This is a genomic window from Shouchella clausii, assembly GCF_002250115.1.
Lineage (GTDB): Bacteria > Bacillota > Bacilli > Bacillales > Bacillaceae_D > Shouchella > Shouchella clausii.
Genome location: NZ_CP019985.1, coordinates 297,425 through 320,375, shown reverse-complemented (window position 1 = coordinate 320,375; position 22,951 = coordinate 297,425). Strand labels below are relative to the sequence as shown.

Here is a 22,951-nt window from a genome sequence, read left to right as displayed (position 1 = left end):
TGTATTCAAAGTGAAAGTATTGATTTAAATGATTCATATGGCCAATTCATGGATACTGTATATATTCCTGCATATGAAACAGAGGTGGAAGAAAGTACTTTTTATGTTCGTAAACGAACATTAGAAAGTATGAGAGATCGTTTCTATAACATAGAACTTCGCTCTCTAACTGTAGAAGATGTTCAACGGTATCGAACTTGGCTACTTTCAGACAAAGGAGCTGGATATTCCCAAGCATATGCTAGTTTAGTATTTGGTATGTTTCGTAAAAGTTTAGATATGGCAGTGGATATGCAATATCTAGAAATGAATGTATCTAAAAAGGTGAAAGCTATTCCAAAGGGAAAGGCAGTTGTTCCTTATTGGACTAAGAAAGAATTTGAAAAGGTTATATCAGTTATTTGTCTAGATGATTTTTATGAACATTTATGTTTTGTGATGTTATGGGTTTATTTTATGACAGGGCTTCGTGTCAATGAAGGTACAGCATTATGGTGGGAAGATGTAGACTTTAAAAACAAGCGACTTCGTGTTCATCATTCCCTATATTTACGAAACAAGAGCAATTGGCAAAGGAAAAATTATACAAAGACAGAGGATGGAAAGCGAATCATCTCTTTAGATAATGATACGATAGAGATTTTGAAAGTATGGAAAGAACGACAAGCCAAAATAGGAATTGACGATTTCATTTTTAGTTATGATGGAACACCAATGATAAAATCAACAATTGGCAGAATTATTCAACGTTATGCAAAACTCGCAAATGTTCATCGTATTCAAGCAAAAGGACTACGTCATTCGCATGCATCTTATCTGATTAATGAATTTAACATTTCTGTTTTGATATTGTCGAAGCGCATGGGACATTCCAGTCCAGAAATTACGTTAAAGCATTATTCACATATGTGGTCAGGCGTAGATGAACTCATTGCGGAAGAGATGACAGGTAACATTAACATACGAACAGCAAAAAAATCAGGTATATCATTTAATGGTAATCAAGCAGTAAAAAAATGAGTTCCGCCAGAAACCCCGCCAAGAATAGTGGAAGATGTGATAAACGTTGGTATGATAGGCTTAAAGCGTCACCTGCACTGTTTGAGTGGGAGTAGTAGAAGGAGAGCTGAAACCCCTTTGTTTACAAGGGTTTCGGCTCTTTACTCTATTTTCATTGCATTGTTATTGCATTATTTGTTTTTAAACCTTTACGTAAGTAACGAGCAGTGAATTGATTTTTAGGTGAAGTATCTTCATTTTCTGTTGCTATTTGGTAAGACATAATACCTTCTAATTTATGGGCTACTTCAAAGCTACTGTTTGGATACAAATGTCCATAGGTACCAAGTGTCGTTTCAATATCTTCTTGCCCTAGGCGGTCATTAATTTAATGGGTTTTCGCCATACTAATAAGCAAAGAAGCGTGAGAATGTCTTAAAGCATGTAATCTAATTCGATGAACCCCAGCTTTTTTTGAAAAACGTGTAATGGCATTCGCTAACGTATGCTTTTGTGTGGGGATGCCATTATAGCTCATTACAGAATTGGTTTGAACGACAGATTGCTGCACGTCCTTCCATTCGTGGAGTAACATTAATGTATCCCCATCTAATGCAATATGACGAACACTAGCTTTTGTTTTTGGTTCTACAAAAGAATAGTTATCCAAATTCTTATAGTAAAGTGTTTTATCGATAGATAACAGCCCTTTGTCAAAATCAATATCTTCCCATTGAATTGCAGTGGCTTCTCCAATCCGCATACCTGTCATAAATAAAAACCCCAATGAGATAAATAAAAAGTGTTGATAGTAGTCTTCCTTATAAAAAAGAGAGATGACTTTTTCAAATTCTTCTTTTGTCCAAAAATCTATTTTTGTCTTTGTCTTTTTCACATTTTCAACAACTTTCGATGGATTACTTTCGGCCATTCCTAAAACAACAGCTCGATTCATTGGCGGGGAAAACAACTCTTGAACATTTCTAATATAACGTATCTGATTTTTTAGTTTATACTGCACAACGTTATCTTCCGTGCTTTCTTTGTCAAAGAACAAATATATGATTAATGAAGGAAAACCTAACCATTCTGTATTCAAATTTTGAAAGCTAAAACAGATTGCATAAGCTTCGCTCGTAAGCGTTCGCGTGTATCTTCATCGATGCCCCAATACGTGTTCCCTTGATCATCACGGATCTTACGCATGGATAGGCTTGTCATATAGCTTCCATAATGTAGAACAACTACTTTCATTGCTTCTGGCTCACCCTTATTTGCAGCTAAAATAATTGGGTACGGCAATAAACCACGCTCGTTGTTTCCAACATTAGAATTAATCACTCCATTCATCTGCATGTTCCTCCAAAAATCGTCTTAACCTTTTGAAAGAGCTTGTCCTCCTATACTGAACGGTACTACGTGGAATATCGAGTAGTTCAGCTATTTCTACATCTGATTTGTCAAAAAAGTAGTATAAAAGGACAGTCTTACGCTTTTCTTTTGGCAAAGTACGCAACGCTTCAGCGAGTAATTTCGGAGTTATTTTCTTTCCAGCCACTTAAAACTTTGTCCTTCTTCTCCTTCATATTGCTTATCTAAGGTATAGAGTTGATTTTCTTCTTGTGGTGTGAGATCAGAAAATGTCATCTCCTTTGCTTGTCGTTGTTGTCTTTCGTTGAAAATATTAATTGCTTCATTCTTCAATACACGTTTACAAAAAGCATTAAATGCACAGCAAACTTGCCACTCGGTACGATCTGGTTCTATCATGCATTTCCTCTCCCTTCGCAACTGCAAAGGTGGGTGATGATTTCCCCTTTCATAACCTTCAACAAGATTTTTTATGAAATGCCAAAAATAAAAGCAATATTTTTAAAAAAATATTCATTAAATACAAAAAAGCCCAACTGACCATAAGCCAGGTGGGAGTAAAAATTTATACATATTATTAAATGGAAAATTCTATTTCAAAAAGTTGAAAGCCTTAGTTCAAGAAGAAAACAAATTACGACAAAACAAAAAGTAAAAGTAGTATATGAGCTAAGGCACGATTATCCTGTGAAGGCATTACTCAAAATTGTCGGTATTCCACGTAACACTTATTATTATAAAATTAAAACTTCTTTAAGCACTCAGATAAAAATTCAAAGTGAAAAAGGCTCATTAGTTCTATTTTTGAGAAGCATAAGGGCAGGTATGGTTATCGTCGTATCCTCTTTTTTCTTTAAAACTCACCATCCCTAAATAATCTTTGACACAAAGGGAATCTGCCTAATTATATAACTTAACAAGAAGCAAAGTGGTATCGTGATCAGAATCATAGCTAGAAACATGAAGGATGGTGGAAAGTGGATGACCTTCAATCCAGCCATAACAATAGCGATAATCGGTATATGAATGATATAAATCACGAAGGAATGGGCTGACAAGAAGCTCCAACTTTTTCCTTGACGAGAAACTCTTTTGCGAAAGAATATGATTAATCCGAGAATGACGCCAACACAAAATAGAGCTTCCCACAGAGAATAAACCAAAGATGCCCAGTTCCAGCCGCCAGAAAACTGTAATTCGTCTACCCCAAATATCAAGACTAAGGGAAGGAGAAGAATCGATGCTCCAATTGCAATTCCAAAACCTGCCCTCCCCATAGAATCAGGGGTATTTCGAAACCAATTGCGTTGATAAGCGATGATGCCTAAAATGAATAGCCCGACATATTGTGGGAGATCATAGCCGCTTGCTGTAAATAGTCCAACGAATGCTCGAACCTTGGGAGATCCGCCCGGCAAGTCGAGAGCAGGGACCCACAGTCTTATGATGAAATACGATACTGCTAATATCATGACAAAGATGGCAAGCATTGTGTAGGTGGGTGGCTTACTCTGACGAACTACTGATAGCTTATTTTTACTCATAAATTTCGCCCAGACTGTGTATAAACAAACGAATACGAAAAGTAGCTCGACGTACCACATCGGCCCGTAAGTTAAATGTGAAAAATAGGTTTGCCATGTAAATGGCTCCTGGTTAAGCATATAGACTTCAATTGATTGAACTTGGCTAAGAATGAGAACGTAGAAGATAAACGGGACTAGGAACCGGATGAATCTATCTTTGATAAATCGGGTTGCTCCATTACGTTCAAAAGATGAAGGAACAAAATATCCGGAAATAAGAAAAAACGTCCCCATGAAAAAAGTCTGATTAAAAGCAAGGAATAGAAGGCCCATAACAGCCCCAATAGATCCTTGTGATAATACCTCGTTATAGATGGAAAAATACACTAAATGATGTAGCACTACTAACATTGTAAGAGCTGCCCTTAGGTTATCGATAAAGTATAACCGACCTTCCTTTTGGAGAGACGAGCTCCCTATATGTCTTGAATTCATAATAATTCTTATGTTCCCCTCTATGAATATTTAAAAATATATCTCAACGGAGCATCCGCCAAACTGGACGGCTATGTATAAGCCGTACTATTTGCTTTATATTTTAATTTTCTCTTTTAGTTGATCCATCTATTTTCCAAGAGGCTAAACCTATGATTCCGCCAACTACAATAAATATAATGTCCATAACAATTTCAAATCCCTGAAACGCATCAATATAATTTACCAAAAACCAACTTTTTCCACCATTAGTCAAATGATTGATTAATCCGCCTACTCCCTGTATAACAAAAAGTAGACCAAGTCCACTGATTATTTCTTTCATGATGAACACCTCATTAATAATTTTTTAATTTAATATGCCTCTAAGACCGATATTGAAAAAAACCGCACCTACTACTCCTATCGCTACCAACAGTGAGGAAATCGGAGCTTCATTTAATTTTGATCTAATTTTATTTAGAAATTGTTGCAGTCTCTCTTTAAACATAATATTTACCCCTAACAAAAGAAGAGAAGGAAGCACCATTACAAGATTGTAGCCAATTATAATAAAGATAGAAGAGGAAGGCTCAATTGTTAGGTGATTCATTAACAAAATTGAATAAAAGTAAGGCAAGGCAGTTACAAATTCAATTAGAAAAACAATGATACCTAACATGATCATCCCTTTCATCGTTGTTTTTTGGGGTATAAATGAAATTAAACGTTTTTTTGTAGTATCATTTGGTTTACAGAAGCTAATTAGAGCCATAACTGCTCCAAAAAGGAGATAAAACCAATTGATAAAGTCAAATTCAGATAATTTTCCGATTCCTTTCAATAGTGAATCTCCACCAAAGTATAGGAATAAGCCCACTACGAAGTAGCCAAACTGCGTAATAAACAAAAAAACAAGCAAGCGAGAAGATAATTGATTAGGCTGTGTCAATAATAAATAAGCTGTTACAGCAAGTACACCAGGACTTAATATATCAATTAATGCGCAAATAGAAATAATTAGCAAAGCTATCGATGTGTCTATTGATGAAGAAGGCATCAATGCTTCAATACTTTCGATCAAATATAGAGTCCCTCCTTTTTATATGTTATAATTTAAATAACACAGTGTGTTAAAGTTATAATAACACACTGTGTTAAGAAAGGGAAGTGATTTTTTATGGCAAGGATTGTTAATCATGAAAAAAAGAGGAAGTCGATTGCTGAGGCCGCTTGGAGTATTATTAAGAAAGAGGGAATCGAAAAAGCATCTATAAGAAGAGTTGCTATTGAAGCAGGTATGTCTGCTGGAGCGTTAAGACATTATTTTTCAACTAAGGATGAAATGTTATTATTTATCATGGATTATTATCTGGAAGAAGGGAAAAAACGTTCTCAAAGTAAAAGTTGGTCAGACAATCCATTGCAGGCGGTTGCGGAAGTTTTATTAGAGCTTATACCAATTGATGAAGAAAAGAAAATCGAAACGAGTGTTTGGTGGATCCTTGCACTTCAGTCACTTACAAGTGATACTTTAAAAGAAAAAAAAGATGAAATGACTAACGGTATGTATGAATTAGCAAGTTCAATGATCGAGATATTAGCTCTACAAGGGATTTTATCTGATTCAACTAATGTAAAATTAGAAAAGAGTAGGCTAGCGGCATTAATTGATGGATTGTCCATTCATGCTCTGTTAAGACCTGATGTCTATTCTCCAGAAAAGGTAAAGGAAGTAATCCGTTACCATTTAGAAACACTCTGCAATGAAAGTCAATTGAGTTAGTTGATCATGTATTAATATTATTCAATGAGTTAGTAGATTGAGTGAATTTCATAATTCTTAACCCTTGCGTCCCAATGAGTCCAGGGCATAAAAAAAGAAGTACCTCCCCAAATCTTGTATAATGGTAATAACCACAAAACCGTAAAAAGACTGGAGGAGTACTTCTTATGACCATTATACGACAACCAAGCCTATTTGGCATCCAAGAATTATATGACATGGAACCTACCCAAAAATATGAAGCGATTATTTCAGCGATTGATTTAGATCGTATTTATCATGCAATTAATAAGAAATCCCGGCTTGGAGCGCCTGTTGAACTAAATTATGCAGGGATGATTATTTCCTTTTTTATTCGTTATATCGAGCGTATCCCAACCATAAAAGACTTAATCAAACGTCTAAATGATGATTTTATCTTTAAAATGAACTGTGGATTTCTAGTTTCAGACGCTACGCCATCAGAGGCTGCCTATTCCCGTCTGGTTACCAAATTGAGTGGATCGGATATTTTAGAAAAATCCTTCGAAAACGTAACACTTGCAGCTATCGAAGAAGGCTTTATTGCCGATGAAGTCATTGCCATCGATGCCACCCATTTTGAAGCACGAGACAAGGCACCTGCTCAAAAAGAAGAAAAGTCGGAAGTCGCACCAAAAAAGCGCGGGCGCAAATCGAAGGAAGAGCGCGACCAATATCTTCAAGAACAATCAGAAAAAGAAGCGAATCTGCCATTGTATGAAAAGAAATCAAAGCTCAATTAGACGTATTGCGTGCAGAGGTGCCAATGAACCCCAAATGGGGTGTGAAAAAGAATGCAGACGGTAAAAACGAATACTGGTTTGGCTACAAAGGGCACCTCGCAGTTGGTGCATCAAGCCAATATATTCTGCAATCCTTGTTTTCTTCTGGCAGCTTAAATGATGGAAAAGCCGCTATTGCCCTATTGAAGGGAATGGATCAACGACTTCCGCTTACGTCTGCTTCTTACCAGACATTGGATGCGGGTTATGATTTTGAACCGATTTATGAACAGATTCATCGCATGTGTCAACAGTCTGTCATTGCCTATAATAAGCGCAATGAAGGCGAAATGATCGGGTTTGATAAGGATTTTGCCCCAACCTGTTTGCGAGAACATTCCTATAAATATGACAGCTTTGATCCGAAATACGAAACATTGAAATATACCAGACCTAAGGAATGTAACGATTGTCCACTTGCGAACGAAGGTATCTGTCAAAAAGTGTATAAAGTCAAGATAACCACCGATTTAAGACGTTATACTGCGCCTGCACGCGGATCAAAAGCTTGGAAAAACATTTTTAAACAACGGACAGCCGTCGAACGTGTCAATGCTTATTTAAAAGAGTTCTATCAGCTCAAAAATGTTCGTTATCGCACCGAGAAGCGTGCAAAAGTTCATTTTGATATGGTCGCTTTGATTTATAATGCTTCCAAATTAGCTGCAGATCGTATCCAAGCAAAGCTTATTCAACAACAACAAGCTGCATAATTTTTGTTTTTAAAAATACAGTTTTGAAAATTCGGATCGTCTTTGTATTTTTAAAAAGAGTAATTATGAAATTCATTCAATTAACTCCTTTAACAGAATATGGATGAATTGGCATTCCTTTCAGATTTTTAAGTAAATATGTTCGGCTGTAAGAATGATGAAAAAATTGACATTTACGCGATATTAAAGAGAGTTTTATTTATACCGGAAAAACTTATCATAATCATCAATTTGATCCGGACTTATTCCAGTTTTATTAATCGCTTCTTGTTGAAATGAATTATTGCAACTTTTACATATATAGTATTTATTTTCTCCTTTTTTGATTTTATAATATTGTGAATCAGAATGATTAATCGTAAATTTATTTTTGCAGAAAAAACATATAGTATCCAACATATTTTTTCACACTTCCTATCAGATTTTTATTGAAAAGTAACTATTTTTTAAACCTATGATTCAAAATGTGAATTTTTCCTCTAATTTACTGCCATTCTAAAATAATTTATTTTTAACTTCAACAAGTTACAAGCTTATCCGTGAACTGTATTTTTACTAAAAATATGACGGCTATGCCTGTAATGGAAGGAAAAGCTGTAATATAATAAAGCTACTTCATGCAACTGTTCAACAAAATGCTCTTTGAAGTGTAGCTCGTTATAACACAAACGGACTATAACTTCAAAGGCATATTCAATGTATATCATCTACCTCAAGCCATTTAGGAGTCTCAAACTTAAATGATAAGTAGTCTTTAAAGACTTTCTGACGGTAACCACATTCAGGATAACGTTATAGTGGGTCGATTGCTTCCACTTGCGATTTTCCCGAACCTGATCCCTTATCTGTGTTTTCGTGATATTACCAATCTAGTAAGTTCAAAAAATGACTGATGTGGTCGGAAACTTCCTCAGGGTGGGTCAAAGTGATGATGTGATTAGCACCAGGTATACAAACAAAGTTAATATTGGGAACTTCCTTATATAATTGTGCGATTTTAAAGAGATCTCCTGAGTCCTTCTCGCCTATGATAAAAAGTGTCTTCGTTGTAATTTCTCCCAATCTTTCCATCGCTGAATTGGAGGAAACAGTTTCGAATGTTTTCCAATCAAAAGTCTTTTGAATATTGTGTATCATCATTTCGCGCAATAAATCGTATGCTTTTCCAAAAGAAACGCTCCAGGAAGGCTCGCTTAATATTATATTAGTCATTTTCTCGACATCTGGTGCAACTTTAGAAACTCGGCTCTCTAATTCCGCATGTTCGGAAGAAAATTTAAACCCCGACAGGCCTGGAGCGACCAATACCAGTTGAGACACCCTTTTTGGATAGGTCAGAGTAAAATCAGTTGCAATTTGTCCACCTAGGGAATGTCCAACGAGGGCACCTTTCTTAATTTTAAGATGATCCAAGAGTTTTCTAAGATCCTTAACATAATCAATGGGTTCATTCGGAACAGGTGACTTCCCTGCACCCCGGACATCAAGAGTGATTACTTTGAACGACTTTGAAAGATGTGGTGTGATGAATTCCCAGTCACGTGAATCCATAGCTCCACTATGAAGTAGTATAACTGGCTTTCCTCTTCCTTTAATTTCGTAATGAAGATCCATCTATTTCAATCTCCTTTCCCTGAAAAAAGTAGGCATTGCCCCATGACTATCTTCGTTTCATTTCTAAGATTCCTTTTCTTATCTCCCAAACTGTTTACAAAACCATTTAATAAACTTGTTCGGTTAAAAAGGAAGTTTAATGTACCATTACAAATGATTTAATTGCTCAAGAAGGTCCTATTTCACCACTTTTATAATGCCCATCCGCTTTAATGTTCCAATAAGTGATTTCAAGAATTTAAACACCCCCCCTTATTTATTTCACACACTGTGATGAAATGATAATAACACAGTGTGCGAAATAAAAGCAAGAGGTGATTTGAGTGCCGAAAATAGTTGATCATGATCACAAAAGAAAAACGATCGCTGAAACAGCTTGGAAAATTATTGAAACGGAAGGCATTGAAAAAGCATCTATCCGAAGAATTGCATCTGAAGCTGGAATGTCTACCGGAGCAATTGATCAAACCTTTATTCTAAAGCTACAGTAAATAAACTAAATCATTTTTACTCGACAATCATCCAATTTGTATCTTTTTCTAACGTGAGTATATATTGCGAATACTGTGTGGCTTTTGTTACTTCGTCAATATATTTAACAGTAACCCATACTTTTATTTGGTTCTCTATTGTCTGGAATACTGGCTTGACTAACCCTGAAAATAGATAATCCTTACCAATCGGTGGTAAAGCATTATTTTTCACATAATAATCAAGTTCCTGTTCTGTTGCAGTCGGATAAAATGTAAAGAATGTCTCCAAAAACTCTGTCACTTCTTGCACCGTATCAGAGTCAACTGTTCCATTACTTTCAGGTTGTTGTGGCTCATAATCTGATTTATTCGGTAAGCTCCACAAGGTAGGGCTTTGTATAATTACTAAGTTTCCTACATTATCTTGATGTAATAAGATTCGATAGGTGGATCGGACCATTTTGTTATTTTTATCTTCCATAATTTTTTGATCTACCGAATAAACAACCGCATAGGTATTATCATTTTCTGGTGACACTGACCAGATATCAATATTACCTACGCTGGAACTAGTAGGAATATCGTCTTTTACGGTATCGGTATTTAATGCTTGTAATTCCTCTGTCAAATATTGACTGATCTTTTCCACCCGTTGTTCAATGGAATCTTTTTCATTTTGCCATGTGTAGTAATCTTTCACAAAGTTTTTCGTAAAGCTCTCAATCGCATTCATATCCATGATCTTGGTTTCAATGATTTCTCTTTCATGAACGGTATGTTGATCAATTGCTGTAAAGTTTTTATAGATTCCAAAGGCTAGGCTACCAATAAGTAATATCCGTGTACCGACAGTCCGTACTTTTATTTTTCTGGATTTTGTTTCGGTCGTTTGTTTTTCTTTTCTTTTAAAAAATCTTCTCATCTGATTCAAACCTTTCTATTGTTTAATACGTCCAGCTCCAATTAAGTGCTTTTGCCAGTAGGCAGTAGTTAAATCTGCATAACCGATTGGATCGCCAGCATTATACATTTGGTTGTTCCCAACATAGATCCCAACGTGAGTGACATAGGTTCCTGCATTATATGTGGAATGAAAGAATACTAAATCACCAGGTTTTGCTTCAGACAAGGGTATATGCTCGGTCACGTCATACTGTTGCTGCGCTGTTCGGGGCAAGTTAATACCCGCCTTTCGATAACTCCATTGTGTTAATCCGCTACAATCAAAAGAAGTATTTGGATTATCTCCCCCAAAAACATAAGGGAACCCTTCATACTTTAAAGCTTCATTCATCACGATCTGAACCATTTCATCATCGAATTGAGGCGATATAAAATATTGACTGACTAAATCGACATAAAACATATTGCCATAACGGTAACGCCAACCACCATTTTTCTTTATGGCTATTGGATTTGAATAAGTGACTCTGCTACCACCTGAACGTTCTTTCGCAAAACTTTCGGCCAGTCCAAAACTATATTGTGTGTCTCTTTTTGCAACGTAATCAATAAAAGCACCGCCATAGTTATATGCTTGAATGACTGTATTCTTATCGACACCACTCGCTTCTGCGGAACGCAGCAAATCTGAAAAGTATTTAGTTCCTTGTTTAATTGAAGCTTCGGTATCTAAAGAATTGGGTGGAAGTCCCAAAGATTCACTTGACTGCATCACATCTGGAAGTTTTCCACCACTCTCTACTTGGATAATGGCAAGTAGGGTAGAGACATATTCACTAATTCCGTATTCTTGTGCATATTTTTCTACCATTGGCTGATGTTTTAACACATCGGCGGTTACCGATATGCTGTCTATATCATGAATGAAATCACCACGCTCTGATGAATGTTCTTCATTCGATATAAAAATAGCTACAAATGCTAACAATCCTAAAAAGGCAAGAAAGCCTAATCCCCCAGTAATTAACATGACCTTTAATCTCATGGCTTTCATTAGCGTTTCCTCCTAACAGCATGGATTGGACGCTTAGTGATTTGTTTCTGTTTTGTACGTTTCAACGGTTTAGAAGGACGCTCGATGATTGTCCGACTATTTTTTGATCGAGAACGTTCTTCATTAGGAGATCGGTTTTCTTTTTTAACAGGTTGTTTGGGATTATCTGTAAAATACTCTTTTCTGTCTGGGCTCGATAACTGTCGTTGTAATTTGAATTGCTTCATATGCTCGCTTTTTGTGACAGGTCTTGTCTTTTCTTTTTGTTGAACAGTTGGGTTCTTTAATCTATCTTGATGTGCAGATTCATTGACATCATGCGTGACTGGTCGTTCATAACTAGCAGTCTTTCGAGAAGGGGTACGTTTCTTATCCAATGCTTGCCGCCTATCTGCAATGGTTTGACGATGTTTTGCTTGACGCTCTGCATGTGTTTTTTGTCTCTTTTCCTTTGCTTGCTTCATACCTTCTTTAAAATCACGGGCAGGTTTTGTAAGCTGTTCTTTTCCTTGCATCACCGCATATTGAGCAGTAGTAGGTAAATCATGCAATTGCTCCTTACGGTGTTTTATATTCGCACGGAATTGATTTTTCGCACCAAGCATTCTTCCTGTTACTTGACCTACTTTCTGGCTCAAAGTTGTTGGTTTCGTACTGTCATTTTGGCGTTCTTTATTGGTCTTTGCGGTTGATGTTAGCCGCTGTAACGGTCGAATAGGGGAGAAGGAACCTTTTGTTTGCTTTGATTTTCCAACCATTGCCCCGACTGTTGCTCCAGCTGTCGCCCCTGCAAGGGTGCGTCCGATTGTTCTCTGTAATCGCCGACTACCCCGATTGAACATTCGGTAAGGACGACGCATGACTTTACGTCCGACCTGTTGGGAATCATTACTTTGCAGGTTAAACATGCTCATAATGTCACCAAGTTTCATGTAAATGCCCGCAAACGTCACAATCTGTAAAAAGGCAATCAAGAAAAACGGATAACTTGTTGTTAAACTGTAAAGCATGGATGAGATACTAAAGGCAACTGTAATAATCAAGGTAATGCCAGCTCGTAACATAATCACATTAAACAATTTCATAATCGCTTGTTTCCCCATGTTTTCAAAGGTGGGTATCATTGACAGTAAAAAACTGATGGGTAAAAACATGGCATAGATGATAAATAGAATTTGTGAGAAAATCATAATTCCCGATAGTAGAAACACGAAAATGGAGATACCGATATTAAACAGAAATAAAAAGAAGACCATTCCTAAGCGAGTGGTCGTTTTCGTAATCGTTAAATTTTTATTGTCATGATCTTCAATTTCTGCTTTAACAGCATCTTCACGATCTTTTCCGTTATTCGTATCAGGATTGATAGAAACTAAGCTCTCAACACGTTCTTCGCCAATCGTTTCTTTATCCGAATCATCAAATTGTAATAGCATCCACGGCTGTTCCACTTGAATAGAAAAGAGGTTATTCCGTATCATATCAACGCTGTCTTTTCCCTGACTAGTAGAGCTAGGCATCAAGATTTTAGTACCTAAATCTAAACTTGCCTGACTAATATCTGCCGAAAAGTCATTAATTTTAGCAATATACGTTGGGGCATAGGCAATAAAGGAGGCCGACAAAATAAAAACGACTAAAAAGTTTAGGATCGCCCGAATGGCTTTCGTCGTTTCCCGTTTCATTAATCCTGTATATGCCACGTAAATCCCAATCACTAAAATGAAAAGAAGCAAAAAACCTACATAAAAGCCCGAACTGCCAAAACCACTTGCAGTAATCCCAGCTAATGTTTGCATGTTTTTCCCTATGGCATCAGCAGTTTGGGAAATGAAATCGAGAGAATAAGCTTGTTGGATTAAATAGCCTGTTGCATTAGACAAATACAAGCTAATAATCCAGATAAAATTTGTAATCGTATAGAGCCCATACATGACTTGTTTTCCTATTCCATCGTTCCAGTTCCATGGCAGCCAATCCCAACCTGTGTCCACATAAAAATCGAGTTGGTAATGGTCAAGTGGGTATTTGGAATACAGATTGTCTTCCGATACCGTATCATCAACTAATCCAGCAGCTTGGGCAAATGTTCCAAGTAAAAGAAGACATAGAAAAACGGCAGTACCAATAAGTACCACCGTTAAGACAATCTTTTTCCATTTTTGTTTGTTCAAATTAATCGCCACCTTTCTTCTCCTGTGTCGGTGGACGCGTATCAAAAGCATGAAATAAATCTTCAAAGACAGGATGAACTTGAATAATTCCGACACGTCCATATAAGTCTTGAATTAAACATTGACCGTTTTCTAATTCTCGTAAGCGTCGTTGATTCGATTCATCTTCCGAATCTACACCAAAGAATTGAAGAGTTTTCTTAATTTCTGTCATATCCCTGGAACGGAAAGCAAACTTCACACCGATATTATTTTTTAATTTTTCGTCGGTTAGATCATCTGCATTCTGGGTAACAAAGTAGACACCAGCATTCATGGCACGTCCTGCACGAACCAATTTATTAGAAAGTGTTTTCCCTTGTGCAACTTGCAGGAAGGACCAGGCTTCATCCAAATCGACGATTTTAAAAATACTGCGATCCGAATGAATAAAATCTAACGCAAAAGTAGAAATGACAATCAACATGGCGACACTTAATAATTCCATCGTTGTATATTCCTCAAAACTTGTTTCTGCGTCTGGTAACACTAAATCCGCCACTTGAATCATATTCAACTGTTTTTCTAAACTAATCGAATTTTTCACCGTTCCATCCGAAAAGAGAAGATGGGCAAAGTCATAATCGGTAAAACTTTCGATATGGTCAGCGATGGGGCCAGCTAATGGATTGGGATCACTTCTTAATTCATGAATCACAAGGAGTAAACCACGTTCCTCTTGTTGACCAACAGCGCGTATCGCTCGTCGTAATACAGGGAATTTATCTCCATCTCGACTCGATATACCCGTGAGAAAGGTAAGAATATCAATCGCAAGACTTTCCGAATCCTTTTTCTTTTTCATAATGACAAAAGGATCAAGTAGTCCTTTATTGCTTTCCTCACTCGTTAAATTGACAATATTTATTTCATGAGCAATTTCGGGCAATGTTTCTTTCCATTTTCCTCGTTCCGCTTTTGGGTCAACAATGAGAGCTTGACCACCAAAAAGAACCGCATAATAGACAAGCAGGTTATTACTAAAGGATTTCCCACCACCGAGTGAACCTAAGAATGCAGATGCTAACGCATTGGTGACAGAACCTTTTACGCCTTGACTGGCTAGGCTTGGATTGAGATAGACATTTCTTCCCGTATCTAAGTTGTAACCAAAATAAATCCCTTCCGTTTCTCCCAACATTTGTGTTGCCCCAAATCCAAGTCCTGCAAGAAAATCAGACGTAACATATTGAATGTAATCATTCATATAACGCTTACTAGCTGGGATAAATTCACTGTGTAAGCCCAACATATCCCCAAATGGACGAACGAGTTTCACGTTTAAATCGTCATAAAAATCTTTCACCTCATTACAACGCTGTTTAAGTTCGTCTAAATTAGGGGCAGAAACTCGGATCACATAACTTAACTTATACATCGATTCCTTCGTTTGGTCGAGAACGTCTTCTAATTCGTTCACCTGTTCCAATGCGTCGATAACATTACTGCCTGTTTCGTTATCGGATTCCCAGGCATGATTATCCAAGTCTTTGAGTTCTTTTTTCTTATTTCGTACGGTAGACAAGGCTTTTTTGTTGGTGACTATTTCTACATTCATGGACGTATCGATTGGGAAATCGAATTGTTGTTGTTGATAATAAAAGATTTCATCAGATGGAAATTCAAGATCATCGACAATCGAGTTGATGGTAAAATAAGAAACATAAGTCGTCTGTTCTTCCTGTTCGATTTTTAAATAACGTTGGTTTTCTTCGATCAAACAACGAGTCGTTTTAATCAGATCATAACGCTTCACTAAAGTTTCCTTTTTTAATTTCTTTAGAGGGAGGGCATAGTCATATTCGTCATAAGCAATTCCTGTTTGTTCATGAAGATGTTCAATCAGATAGCCAAAGTCATTTTTATCTAGAGGGCGTACTTTAAAACGCCTAGATATTTTGTTTTGTAGTAAAGATTCCATTTTAGAGAAACGTCTGATTTCTTCATGAGGCATGGAAACAAAATCTCCCATCAGGTGATGGTTTACATCACGGACAAATGAAGAAAGTGAATTTTTGATGTAATGTTTTTTTCCATATGATTTAATAAATATTTAAAGCAGGCTATATAATTAATTTTATTGCAGAAGATGATTAAAGGAATTGTAAAAGGCGAAGCTAAATCATAGGAGAGTGGTCAAATGTTTCATGGAGTTGAATTCGATTTTGTTGTAAAAGACAGTAAAGCTGCTTTGGAGCAGTACAAAGCTATTTTTGATGTTGAGGTAGTAGAGGAGACAAATTTTAAAGTTGGAAATAACGAAGCAGTATTTAATATCTATGGTACGCGTTTTCATATGCTTGATGAAAATCATGAATATCAACTTTTTGCCCCAAAAGAAGGTGACACACAATCATTTTGGTTTAATATCGTGGTTCCAGATATTAAAGAAACCTATGCGAAAGCAATTGCAGCAAATGTAAAAGAAATTCAGCCTGTCACAAAAATTGAAAAAATGGGCGTCTCCAATGCGATGTTTTCTGATAGCAATGGTTACGTGTGGATGTTGCATGAAATTCATCGGGAGGTATCTTTTGAAGAACGTGTAGACATTCTAAGTGAAGACTTTGAATAGGATTTCTTAAAAAATCGGAGATTAGTGGAGGGAATGTTTCCTAATCTTGATTTTTTACATTTCATTTTGATGTTTGGAAGGCAGAAACGAATGTTAGTTCTTGATGGTTATATAACAAATGAATAAACTATTAGAGTCGAATAGGTTTCTCACCAATATTCAGCCAAAGGAATAAGAAAGAAAGAGAGAGTGGTGGGGTCTATCAAGGGCGTTTACAACGGACAGCGTCTGTGCTGCGTCGTCAATGGAAAACCAAAAACACACTGCCCCCATGGGCGCGTTGGCACATTCATCAAGCAGCAGCTTAAAGAGATCTGAAAACGAGAGACATTTGGCCATTGGGAACTGGACATGGCCGTCTCTACGGAGGAAGCCATTTGAAAGCTGGAAACTTCTTTACCTAAAAACGCCATTCAAACAGCCACCGTAGAGCGTGGAAAAGAGTTTGCCTGTTATGCATCCATCGAGTAAACAAACTCTTTCCTTTATTTTGCGGATCCTTATTCTTTTTGGCCAAGAGGCAGTAACGAGAATGAAAATCGGTTTCTGCGAGATTTCTACCCGAAGGGACGGATTTTGCTTGTATTGATCCTATCAATGGCCAACTAAGAAAATGCTTACGATGGCGAACAGCCCACGAGGCAGGTTGAATTGACAATTTTTTAAATAAAAATGGCACGACTGAAAAAACGCTATCCTTTTTAGCCCATACTCATATCGCCGTGCTTTCATCATTCTTTTGAGTAGCATAAGTTCGTTTCCAGCCTGTAATGGCAGCAATAACAATGATGATAAAAAGAGACCAGGCGTACGGATTAAAATATTTGGCAACGGAATTCCCCATTTATTAGCCGCTAAGGATAGCTGCCCGTACCATGTGATGATCGTGCTATGCCATGGAATCGTGAAATAAAGGGTTGTGACAGAACAATCCATCAGGATAGCCTTTCGGGACGGTGACAGATTAAACCTATCGCCAATTTTTCTAACAAATCCTGGACCTACAAGTAACGCTGCAACTGTATTATGCGAAATAGGTGTAGAAATAAGCGTTGTAACAAAAATGATAGATAATTCTGCAGAACGTACCCCTTTTGCGACCTTTTTAGTAACAAAATCCAAAATGCGGTCAATCGCTCCTGATTCTACCATAATTTGAGTAATAGCTAAGATAATCAACACAAAAATTATCGTATTGCTAATACTTAAAATCCCTTCTTCAATAAGTCCAGAAGAGACACCGCTTTCTTTTGGGATGTGGAAGAAATCCGATAATACAATTGAGCCATTTAGAATGCCTAATAAAGCAGCAGATACAATTCCCCATACGAATGCTTCAATCATATGCCTGTTAAGGAATACTGCTGTAATAAGCACTAAAACACTAATAAACATAAGAAGCCCTGATGGGTCTACATCCACTCCCATTTGTTGTGCACTTACTACTTCGCCGCCTCCACCTGCCAAGAATATGATAAGCATGGAAACTAGCGCTGCAATAATAACCATTGGCATACGAGCTAAAACTACTTCTCTGATACTAGCATTTTGTGTGGCAGCAGAGGCAATAGTCGTATCGGAATGAGGGGAGACGTTATCACCAAAACCAGCACCGGCTAAAATCCCTACTGCTAACATGACAGGGTCTGCTCCTAATAAAATACCAGCAGGATAAAGTACAGGTGTAAGAGCTGCTGCTGTACTAACCGAGGAACCAGTAGCTAAGGAAAAAAACATCGTACATAAAAGGGCTAACAAAGCAAAATAATTTTGCTGTACATTTACTTCCAATCCAACCCAGAGCAACCCTTCAATCAGGCCTCCAGCTGTCAAGATTTGACCAAAAACCCCTGCAAACAAATATAATGTGATAACAACAGCGCCGTTGCTGCTAGCAACACCCCTTATAAGTGCAGCACAGTAGTCACTTTTATTTTTTGCCAAGAAGATTCCGAGAAAAAAAGCTAACCAGCCTATTGCCCAAAATGAACTCATTCCCCCTTTTCCCGAAAAAGTGAGAACAATCATTCCAACAATAAAAATCAATAAAGGGAAGCTGCCGCCGATAGCGCCTCCATACATGTTAAGTTTTGAATCCTTCATAGTCCCTCCTCCTTATTAACAAAATACAAATAGATTCTTTATATAGGGTACTAAACTTTGTAATTGTACTATAAAATCTAAGAAATCTATTTTAAAAACAAACTTGAAAGAGTATGAAGCGATACCTCATGTAGCAGGAAGGGGCTCACCATTATTGCCTACACGACGAATATTGACAGCACCGTCCTACAACGTCATGGGCTTATGATGAGCTCCTTCCTCCGCGTTTTACTAAGTTGTTAGTTGAATCAACTCGCTTGTTCCACCGACTCCTAGTTCTCTGTTTCTAAAGAGGAACCAGGTTCACACAATAAATTTCAAATATATTTAAAAATATGAAGATCGTTAGCTGAGTTTTTCGTAATCGATTATATTACGGACTGTGTGGATGTCAGTCATTGTTCTCAAACCTTGTTGACGATAAAACATTAGTGATTGCGCTACATTAACCAGCACATTTGCTGTAACGGTATCACCAAATAATCCCCCAGGTATGGTAAATTCCAAATGTCCAAGGTCCTTACTTTTAAAAATGATGCGGTCGATTTCCTCCACATTGACTGACATCACCAGATCTAAGGTAATAGGAATAGTACCACTGCTCACTGCCGTTTCGTGTAAACCACTTACTCTTCCTTTACCAACATGACCAGATGATAACTCTAGGTCGGTAGAAGTAACTGTCGGTTTAATTGATTTTTTTATTTTTTTCTGACTGAGACCCAGCCCATTTAAAATTAATCGAAGGGACTCCTCAAGTCCGACATGCCCAATATTATTTTCTTCTGCAAGTGCATTAAATTCTTCCACCGTTTTACCAACACCGACTTTTTGTTGCAAAGGTATGCGCCGTTTGGAAACGTCCACTTTTCTGGAAATGTGAATACTCTCGATATCTCTAGTAACTGCTGATGTAAATACAGCAAGAGAATCCATGACAAATCCTGGGTTAACGCCTGTTCCAATGACAAAAAGTCCTTTATCTTTTGCGTATTGATCAATCTCCTTAGCTAACTCAGGATATCTCACCCATGGAAACGAAAGTTCCTCGCAAGAAGATACAACAGAATAACCATGGTCTAAAAGAGATTTAATTTGTGGCCAAACTTGTGGAACACTTGAACCGGTTGTATGGAGAGCAACAGAATGATTCGCTCCATGTGGAATGTTGCTTAAAGAACTAGTAACTTTAATTCCCGTATTTGAAAGGCCAGCTATTTCACCCAAATCTTTCCCAACTTTATTCGGGTCAATGTCTACCCCGCCAATCACTGTAATGTTATTAGAACGTGTACAACTTTTAAAAACTTCGAGACCAATAGGTCCTAATCCATATAATAATACGTTAATCTCCTTCATCCTTTTCCATCCCTTCTTTGTAATCGGTTACAAAAATCAATATAGCAAATCAAATTAATTATAGGAAATACGAATTTCATATATGGTTATAAGCTGAGCTAATAGGTGCTGAAAAACTTTCATTTATTATCTTTCTTGCATCTCTTAAAATGTCATTATCACTTGATTCGTTCCAAACCATTGAAATAGAACTCATAACGGAGATGTCTTTTATAGGCACAGCTTTAATTTCATAAGCGCTGTATAGCTGAATCATATCTTCCGGTATAATGGAAATGCCAATACCGTTAGAAATTAATACAGCCCGGCTCATAAACTCGGCCCCTTTTGCAACGATTTTAGGTGAAAACCCTGCTGACATACATGCATATTCCATAAGATAATATAAGGTGGAAGATGTTTTAGGGTCGTAATGCAAAAAGTCTTCCTCTTTAAGTTCATTCAAATCCACTTCATTATAACCAGAAATTATATGTTCCTTTGCAACAGCAACGGATAGGGGAGAACGAGTAACGGTACGCCACCTTAATGGCTGTTGGAACTCGGCAGAAATGTCTACAGGTGTACGTATAAGTGCCATATCAAAGTCGCCTTTTTTTATGTAATCAAGCGCTTGGCTAGACAACGTCTCTAATATGTTGAATTCCAGTAATGGATGTTGCTCTTTTAGTCGTTTAATTAACGTCGGCACAATGCTCATAGCTGCTGAAGGGGTGGCTGCAATATGTAAAACAGGTTTCGGCACACTTTTAAATTGTTGTAAATGTTTAAAGGAACTGTCAATATTCGTAAATGACGGAACCAACGTCCGATATAAAAATTCCCCTTCTTTTGTCAAAGTGACTTGGTTTTTGGAACGATTAAGCAGCAGCACACCAAGTTCCTCTTCCAACGCCTTTATCTTCTGACTCAGAGCAGGCTGAGATATATTTAGTTGATGTGCGGATTTACTAAAATTTAAGTGCTTGGCAATTTCTAAAAAGCTTCTTAACGTTAAGTAATTGATATTCATGCCTTCTCCTTCCTTTTAGCACTGTCAATTAATCAAATTTATTATAGATTACTAAATGGTATTTTCAAATACGAACTACGAACTTTACAAATTAAATCATATAGTAACAAGAAAACATCAAAACATTCTTATCAAGTAAACACCCCAAAAAATAAAGGGGAGCGTCAAGAATTTCGTGTTAAGGAGTTATTTTATGAATCTACAACAATTAGATAAGGAATTAAATATTTATAACGATGTTTTTAAAGAAAAGAAAATCATTTTTCTTGGTGAAAATGGGCATGGCGTTTCTGAAATACAAAAACTAAAAATAAAGATGGTTGAATATCTTCATGAACAATTTGGTTTTAATAATATCGTCTTTGAGGGCGGGATGGGGGAAATAGCGATTGCCAATCATAATAAACATCAGTTGTCCACTAAAGCATTTTTAATGGGTTCGTTGCCTGATGTGTGGCATACGAAAGAGTTATTAGAGTTAGTTAAAATCATCCAAAATAGAGAGTTAACGATTTTTGGTATCGATATTCAATACCAAAATCATTCTTTGCATGATTTCATTTTTCCAATTTTAGATAAATATAATCACGGCGGATAGACGTCCGTGTTCTTTTATGTAGTTGAGTACTCTTAGTTTGTACTCAACAGAATAAGCTGTATAGCCTTTTTTTAAAGAATCTTACCCTTGATGCTGATACTGACGTATCTACGTTTGAGCATAGCTTTGGATACTCCGACGCTTTCAGCTACGGTTTTCATTCCGTTAATTCCCTCAGGATACGTTTTTACGAATTGTATTTTTTCTTCTACCGTTATTTTGGCCATGAAAAACTGCACCCCAATTGTTAGATCGTGTCTAACAATTAGGGTGCATTAGTAAGCAGGTAGTCCTTTAATCACTCAAAATCGTTAAGTTAAGTTGCTCAAGTCGTGCAGAGTTGGAGATCAAATCTACCTCGGTGATTTTCCCCTCTTTTATTGTAAATTGGATCACATAAAGTAACTTCCCGCCTGGAGCCGCAATCGCCCCGATGCATCCATTCACAAGGGCCACTTGCGCAGCTTTGGCGTGTCCCGATACCTTCTTGGCTAAGGAAATTGCTCCCCTAGTTTCGGTTCGGACGCCTGTTTCACGATCGTCTCGAAGAACCACATCTGGATCTAGCATCGCTACCAGCGAATCGAAATTTCCAGCGTAAGCCGCATCCAGGAAAGCGTCAACGAGTTTACGTTGTCGATCCAAGTCGGCTTGTGAATTGGTCTCTTGTCCTCTAACCTTTTGACGCGCACGGCTCGCAAGCTTTCTAGTGGCGAGTTCGGATTTTCCAACAACAGGTGCGATCTCGCTGAATGGCACAGCAAAAATATCATGCAGAACGAAGGCCATCCGTTCTGCTGGATTTAGTTTATCCAACACAACAAGTAGTGCAAGTCCGACTGAGTCGGCCAACAGTGCTTCTTGTTCGGGATTGTATCGGTATTCATAGTTAGCGAAATTTTCTGTCGCATGATCATCAATGGATTCCTCACGTCTTGCTTTTCTCGAACGCAGCATGTCAAGACAAATCCGCGATGTGACTGTGGTCAGCCATCCTCCCAAATTTTCAATCTCGTTTCTATCTGAACGATAAAGGCGTAACCAAGTTTCTTGCACAGCATCCTCCGCGTCTGTCAATGACCCAAGCATGCGGTAGGCTATAGCCAGCAGATGATTTCGATACGATTCGAATTGCTCTTCCATACGACTGAATTCTCCCTCATCATAGTGTCTTAATAATGTCTTATTAGTCTTCTTAACATTGAAAAGTTCTTCTTATCATATTGACGAATGAAGTTCAGTGAACGTGACAAGAGCAAAATATATGTGTCGGTCACACTCTCATCGTTCGACACGTCATTATAGTGAGAGGCAGAATTAAAAGCTTCCATCACATTAAAAAAGGAGCGTTTTCTATGCAATCCAGAATGAGAAC

At 37.3% G+C, this 22,951-nt stretch carries 17 protein-coding genes and 6 pseudogenes; 7 read left to right on the top strand and 16 right to left on the bottom strand.

Translation table 11 applies throughout. The annotated features are described in order from the left end of the window. Nucleotides 1-33 precede the first annotated feature (33 nt). Nucleotides 34-1,020: pseudogene (locus tag BC8716_RS01470) on the top strand (tyrosine-type recombinase/integrase); the annotation flags it as partial. A 151-nt stretch (nt 1,021-1,171) separates the two neighbouring features. On the opposite strand, the pseudogene BC8716_RS01465 reads toward BC8716_RS01470, so the two are convergent. The 7 genes and pseudogenes from BC8716_RS01465 to BC8716_RS01440 form a co-directional block, all read right to left on the bottom strand. Then, a pseudogene (locus BC8716_RS01465) lies at nt 1,172-1,990 on the bottom strand (site-specific integrase); the annotation flags it as partial. Nucleotides 1,991-2,094: 104 nt separating this feature from the next. Continuing rightward, nucleotides 2,095-2,349, bottom strand: coding sequence for a helix-turn-helix domain-containing protein (locus BC8716_RS01460; protein ID WP_094423636.1), 255 nt, complete (start codon nt 2,347-2,349; stop codon nt 2,095-2,097). Then, entirely contained in the window at nt 2,333-2,557 is a 225-nt protein-coding gene (locus BC8716_RS23065; protein WP_428835754.1) for an RNA polymerase sigma factor, read from the bottom strand. The genes BC8716_RS01460 and BC8716_RS23065 overlap by 17 nt, the downstream gene beginning before the upstream one ends. Further along, nucleotides 2,539-2,769 carry a hypothetical protein gene (locus tag BC8716_RS23060; protein ID WP_428835755.1) on the bottom strand — a complete coding sequence of 77 codons (231 nt, stop codon included), beginning with the start codon at nt 2,767-2,769 and terminating at the stop codon, nt 2,539-2,541. Before BC8716_RS23060 ends, BC8716_RS23065 begins: the two co-directional genes overlap by 19 nt. Nucleotides 2,770-3,239: 470 nt before the next feature. After that, on the bottom strand, nt 3,240-4,391 hold the full coding sequence (locus BC8716_RS01450; protein ID WP_094423635.1) for an acyltransferase family protein: 1,152 nt from the start codon (nt 4,389-4,391) through the stop codon (nt 3,240-3,242). Between the two features lie 103 nt (nt 4,392-4,494). Then, nucleotides 4,495-4,716, bottom strand: coding sequence for a hypothetical protein (locus BC8716_RS01445; protein WP_042532676.1), 222 nt, complete (start codon nt 4,714-4,716; stop codon nt 4,495-4,497). Between the two features lie 24 nt (nt 4,717-4,740). After that, complete coding sequence (locus BC8716_RS01440; RefSeq protein ID WP_094423634.1) at nt 4,741-5,454, bottom strand: GAP family protein; 714 nt, start codon at nt 5,452-5,454, stop codon at nt 4,741-4,743. A 96-nt stretch (nt 5,455-5,550) separates the two neighbouring features. Here BC8716_RS01440 and BC8716_RS01435 point away from each other — a divergent pair, with 96 nt between their 5' ends. Both BC8716_RS01435 and BC8716_RS01430 read left to right on the top strand, forming a co-directional pair. Next, the gene (locus BC8716_RS01435; protein WP_042532680.1) at nt 5,551-6,156 is read left to right on the top strand and encodes a TetR/AcrR family transcriptional regulator; all 606 of its coding nucleotides are present in this window, start codon (nt 5,551-5,553) and stop codon (nt 6,154-6,156) included. Between the two features lie 167 nt (nt 6,157-6,323). After that, nucleotides 6,324-7,672, top strand: a pseudogene (locus BC8716_RS01430) (transposase). 861 nt (nt 7,673-8,533) lie between these two features. Here BC8716_RS01430 and BC8716_RS01420 read toward each other — a convergent pair. Further along, nucleotides 8,534-9,286: an alpha/beta fold hydrolase gene (locus BC8716_RS01420; protein ID WP_094423633.1), complete on the bottom strand. Its 753-nt coding sequence runs from the start codon at nt 9,284-9,286 to the stop codon at nt 8,534-8,536. A gap of 323 nt (nt 9,287-9,609) precedes the next feature. Between BC8716_RS01420 and BC8716_RS01415 the strand changes: the two are divergent. After that, nucleotides 9,610-9,759, top strand: a pseudogene (locus BC8716_RS01415) (TetR family transcriptional regulator); the annotation flags it as partial. Nucleotides 9,760-9,793: 34 nt separating this feature from the next. Here the strand turns inward: BC8716_RS01415 and BC8716_RS01410 are convergent. From BC8716_RS01410 to tcpF, 4 genes and pseudogenes are all read right to left on the bottom strand, one after another. Next, the gene (locus tag BC8716_RS01410) at nt 9,794-10,681 is read right to left on the bottom strand and encodes a conjugal transfer protein (protein WP_094423632.1); all 888 of its coding nucleotides are present in this window, start codon (nt 10,679-10,681) and stop codon (nt 9,794-9,796) included. A gap of 15 nt (nt 10,682-10,696) precedes the next feature. Beyond that, nucleotides 10,697-11,707: a bifunctional lytic transglycosylase/C40 family peptidase gene (locus tag BC8716_RS01405; RefSeq protein WP_169715989.1), complete on the bottom strand. Its 1,011-nt coding sequence runs from the start codon at nt 11,705-11,707 to the stop codon at nt 10,697-10,699. A gap of 8 nt (nt 11,708-11,715) precedes the next feature. Beyond that, nucleotides 11,716-13,941 (bottom strand): CD3337/EF1877 family mobilome membrane protein, encoded by a 2,226-nt coding sequence (locus BC8716_RS01400; protein ID WP_169715894.1) that lies wholly within the window; start codon nt 13,939-13,941, stop codon nt 11,716-11,718. Next, a pseudogene (gene tcpF / locus BC8716_RS01395) lies at nt 13,892-15,946 on the bottom strand (conjugal transfer ATPase TcpF); the annotation flags it as partial. The pseudogene tcpF and the gene BC8716_RS01400, both read right to left, overlap by 50 nt. A 123-nt stretch (nt 15,947-16,069) precedes the next feature. Between tcpF and BC8716_RS01390 the strand changes: the two are divergent. Both BC8716_RS01390 and BC8716_RS23055 read left to right on the top strand, forming a co-directional pair. Beyond that, nucleotides 16,070-16,504 (top strand): VOC family protein, encoded by a 435-nt coding sequence (locus BC8716_RS01390; RefSeq protein ID WP_063608837.1) that lies wholly within the window; start codon nt 16,070-16,072, stop codon nt 16,502-16,504. 279 nt (nt 16,505-16,783) lie between these two features. Continuing rightward, nucleotides 16,784-17,154, top strand: a pseudogene (locus tag BC8716_RS23055) (transposase); the annotation flags it as partial. On the opposite strand, the gene BC8716_RS01385 reads toward BC8716_RS23055, so the two are convergent. The 3 genes from BC8716_RS01385 to BC8716_RS01375 all read right to left on the bottom strand — a co-directional run bounded on the left by BC8716_RS01385 (nt 17,099) and on the right by BC8716_RS01375 (nt 20,978). After that, entirely contained in the window at nt 17,099-18,607 is a 1,509-nt protein-coding gene (locus BC8716_RS01385) for a Na+/H+ antiporter NhaC family protein (RefSeq protein ID WP_218970822.1), read from the bottom strand. The pseudogene BC8716_RS23055 and the gene BC8716_RS01385 sit on opposite strands and share 56 nt — an antisense overlap. A 345-nt stretch (nt 18,608-18,952) precedes the next feature. Then, nucleotides 18,953-19,966: a hypothetical protein gene (locus BC8716_RS01380; protein ID WP_094423630.1), complete on the bottom strand. Its 1,014-nt coding sequence runs from the start codon at nt 19,964-19,966 to the stop codon at nt 18,953-18,955. Nucleotides 19,967-20,042: 76 nt separating this feature from the next. Next, a complete protein-coding gene (locus tag BC8716_RS01375; protein WP_094423629.1) occupies nt 20,043-20,978 on the bottom strand; it encodes a LysR family transcriptional regulator in 936 nt (311 codons plus the stop codon). Between the two features lie 193 nt (nt 20,979-21,171). Here BC8716_RS01375 and BC8716_RS01370 point away from each other — a divergent pair, with 193 nt between their 5' ends. Continuing rightward, the gene (locus BC8716_RS01370) at nt 21,172-21,576 is read left to right on the top strand and encodes a TraB/GumN family protein (protein ID WP_094423628.1); all 405 of its coding nucleotides are present in this window, start codon (nt 21,172-21,174) and stop codon (nt 21,574-21,576) included. A gap of 294 nt (nt 21,577-21,870) precedes the next feature. On the opposite strand, the gene BC8716_RS01365 is transcribed toward BC8716_RS01370, so the two are convergent. Further along, entirely contained in the window at nt 21,871-22,719 is an 849-nt protein-coding gene (locus BC8716_RS01365) for a sigma-70 family RNA polymerase sigma factor (RefSeq protein WP_094423627.1), read from the bottom strand. Nucleotides 22,720-22,951: the final 232 nt, after the last annotated feature.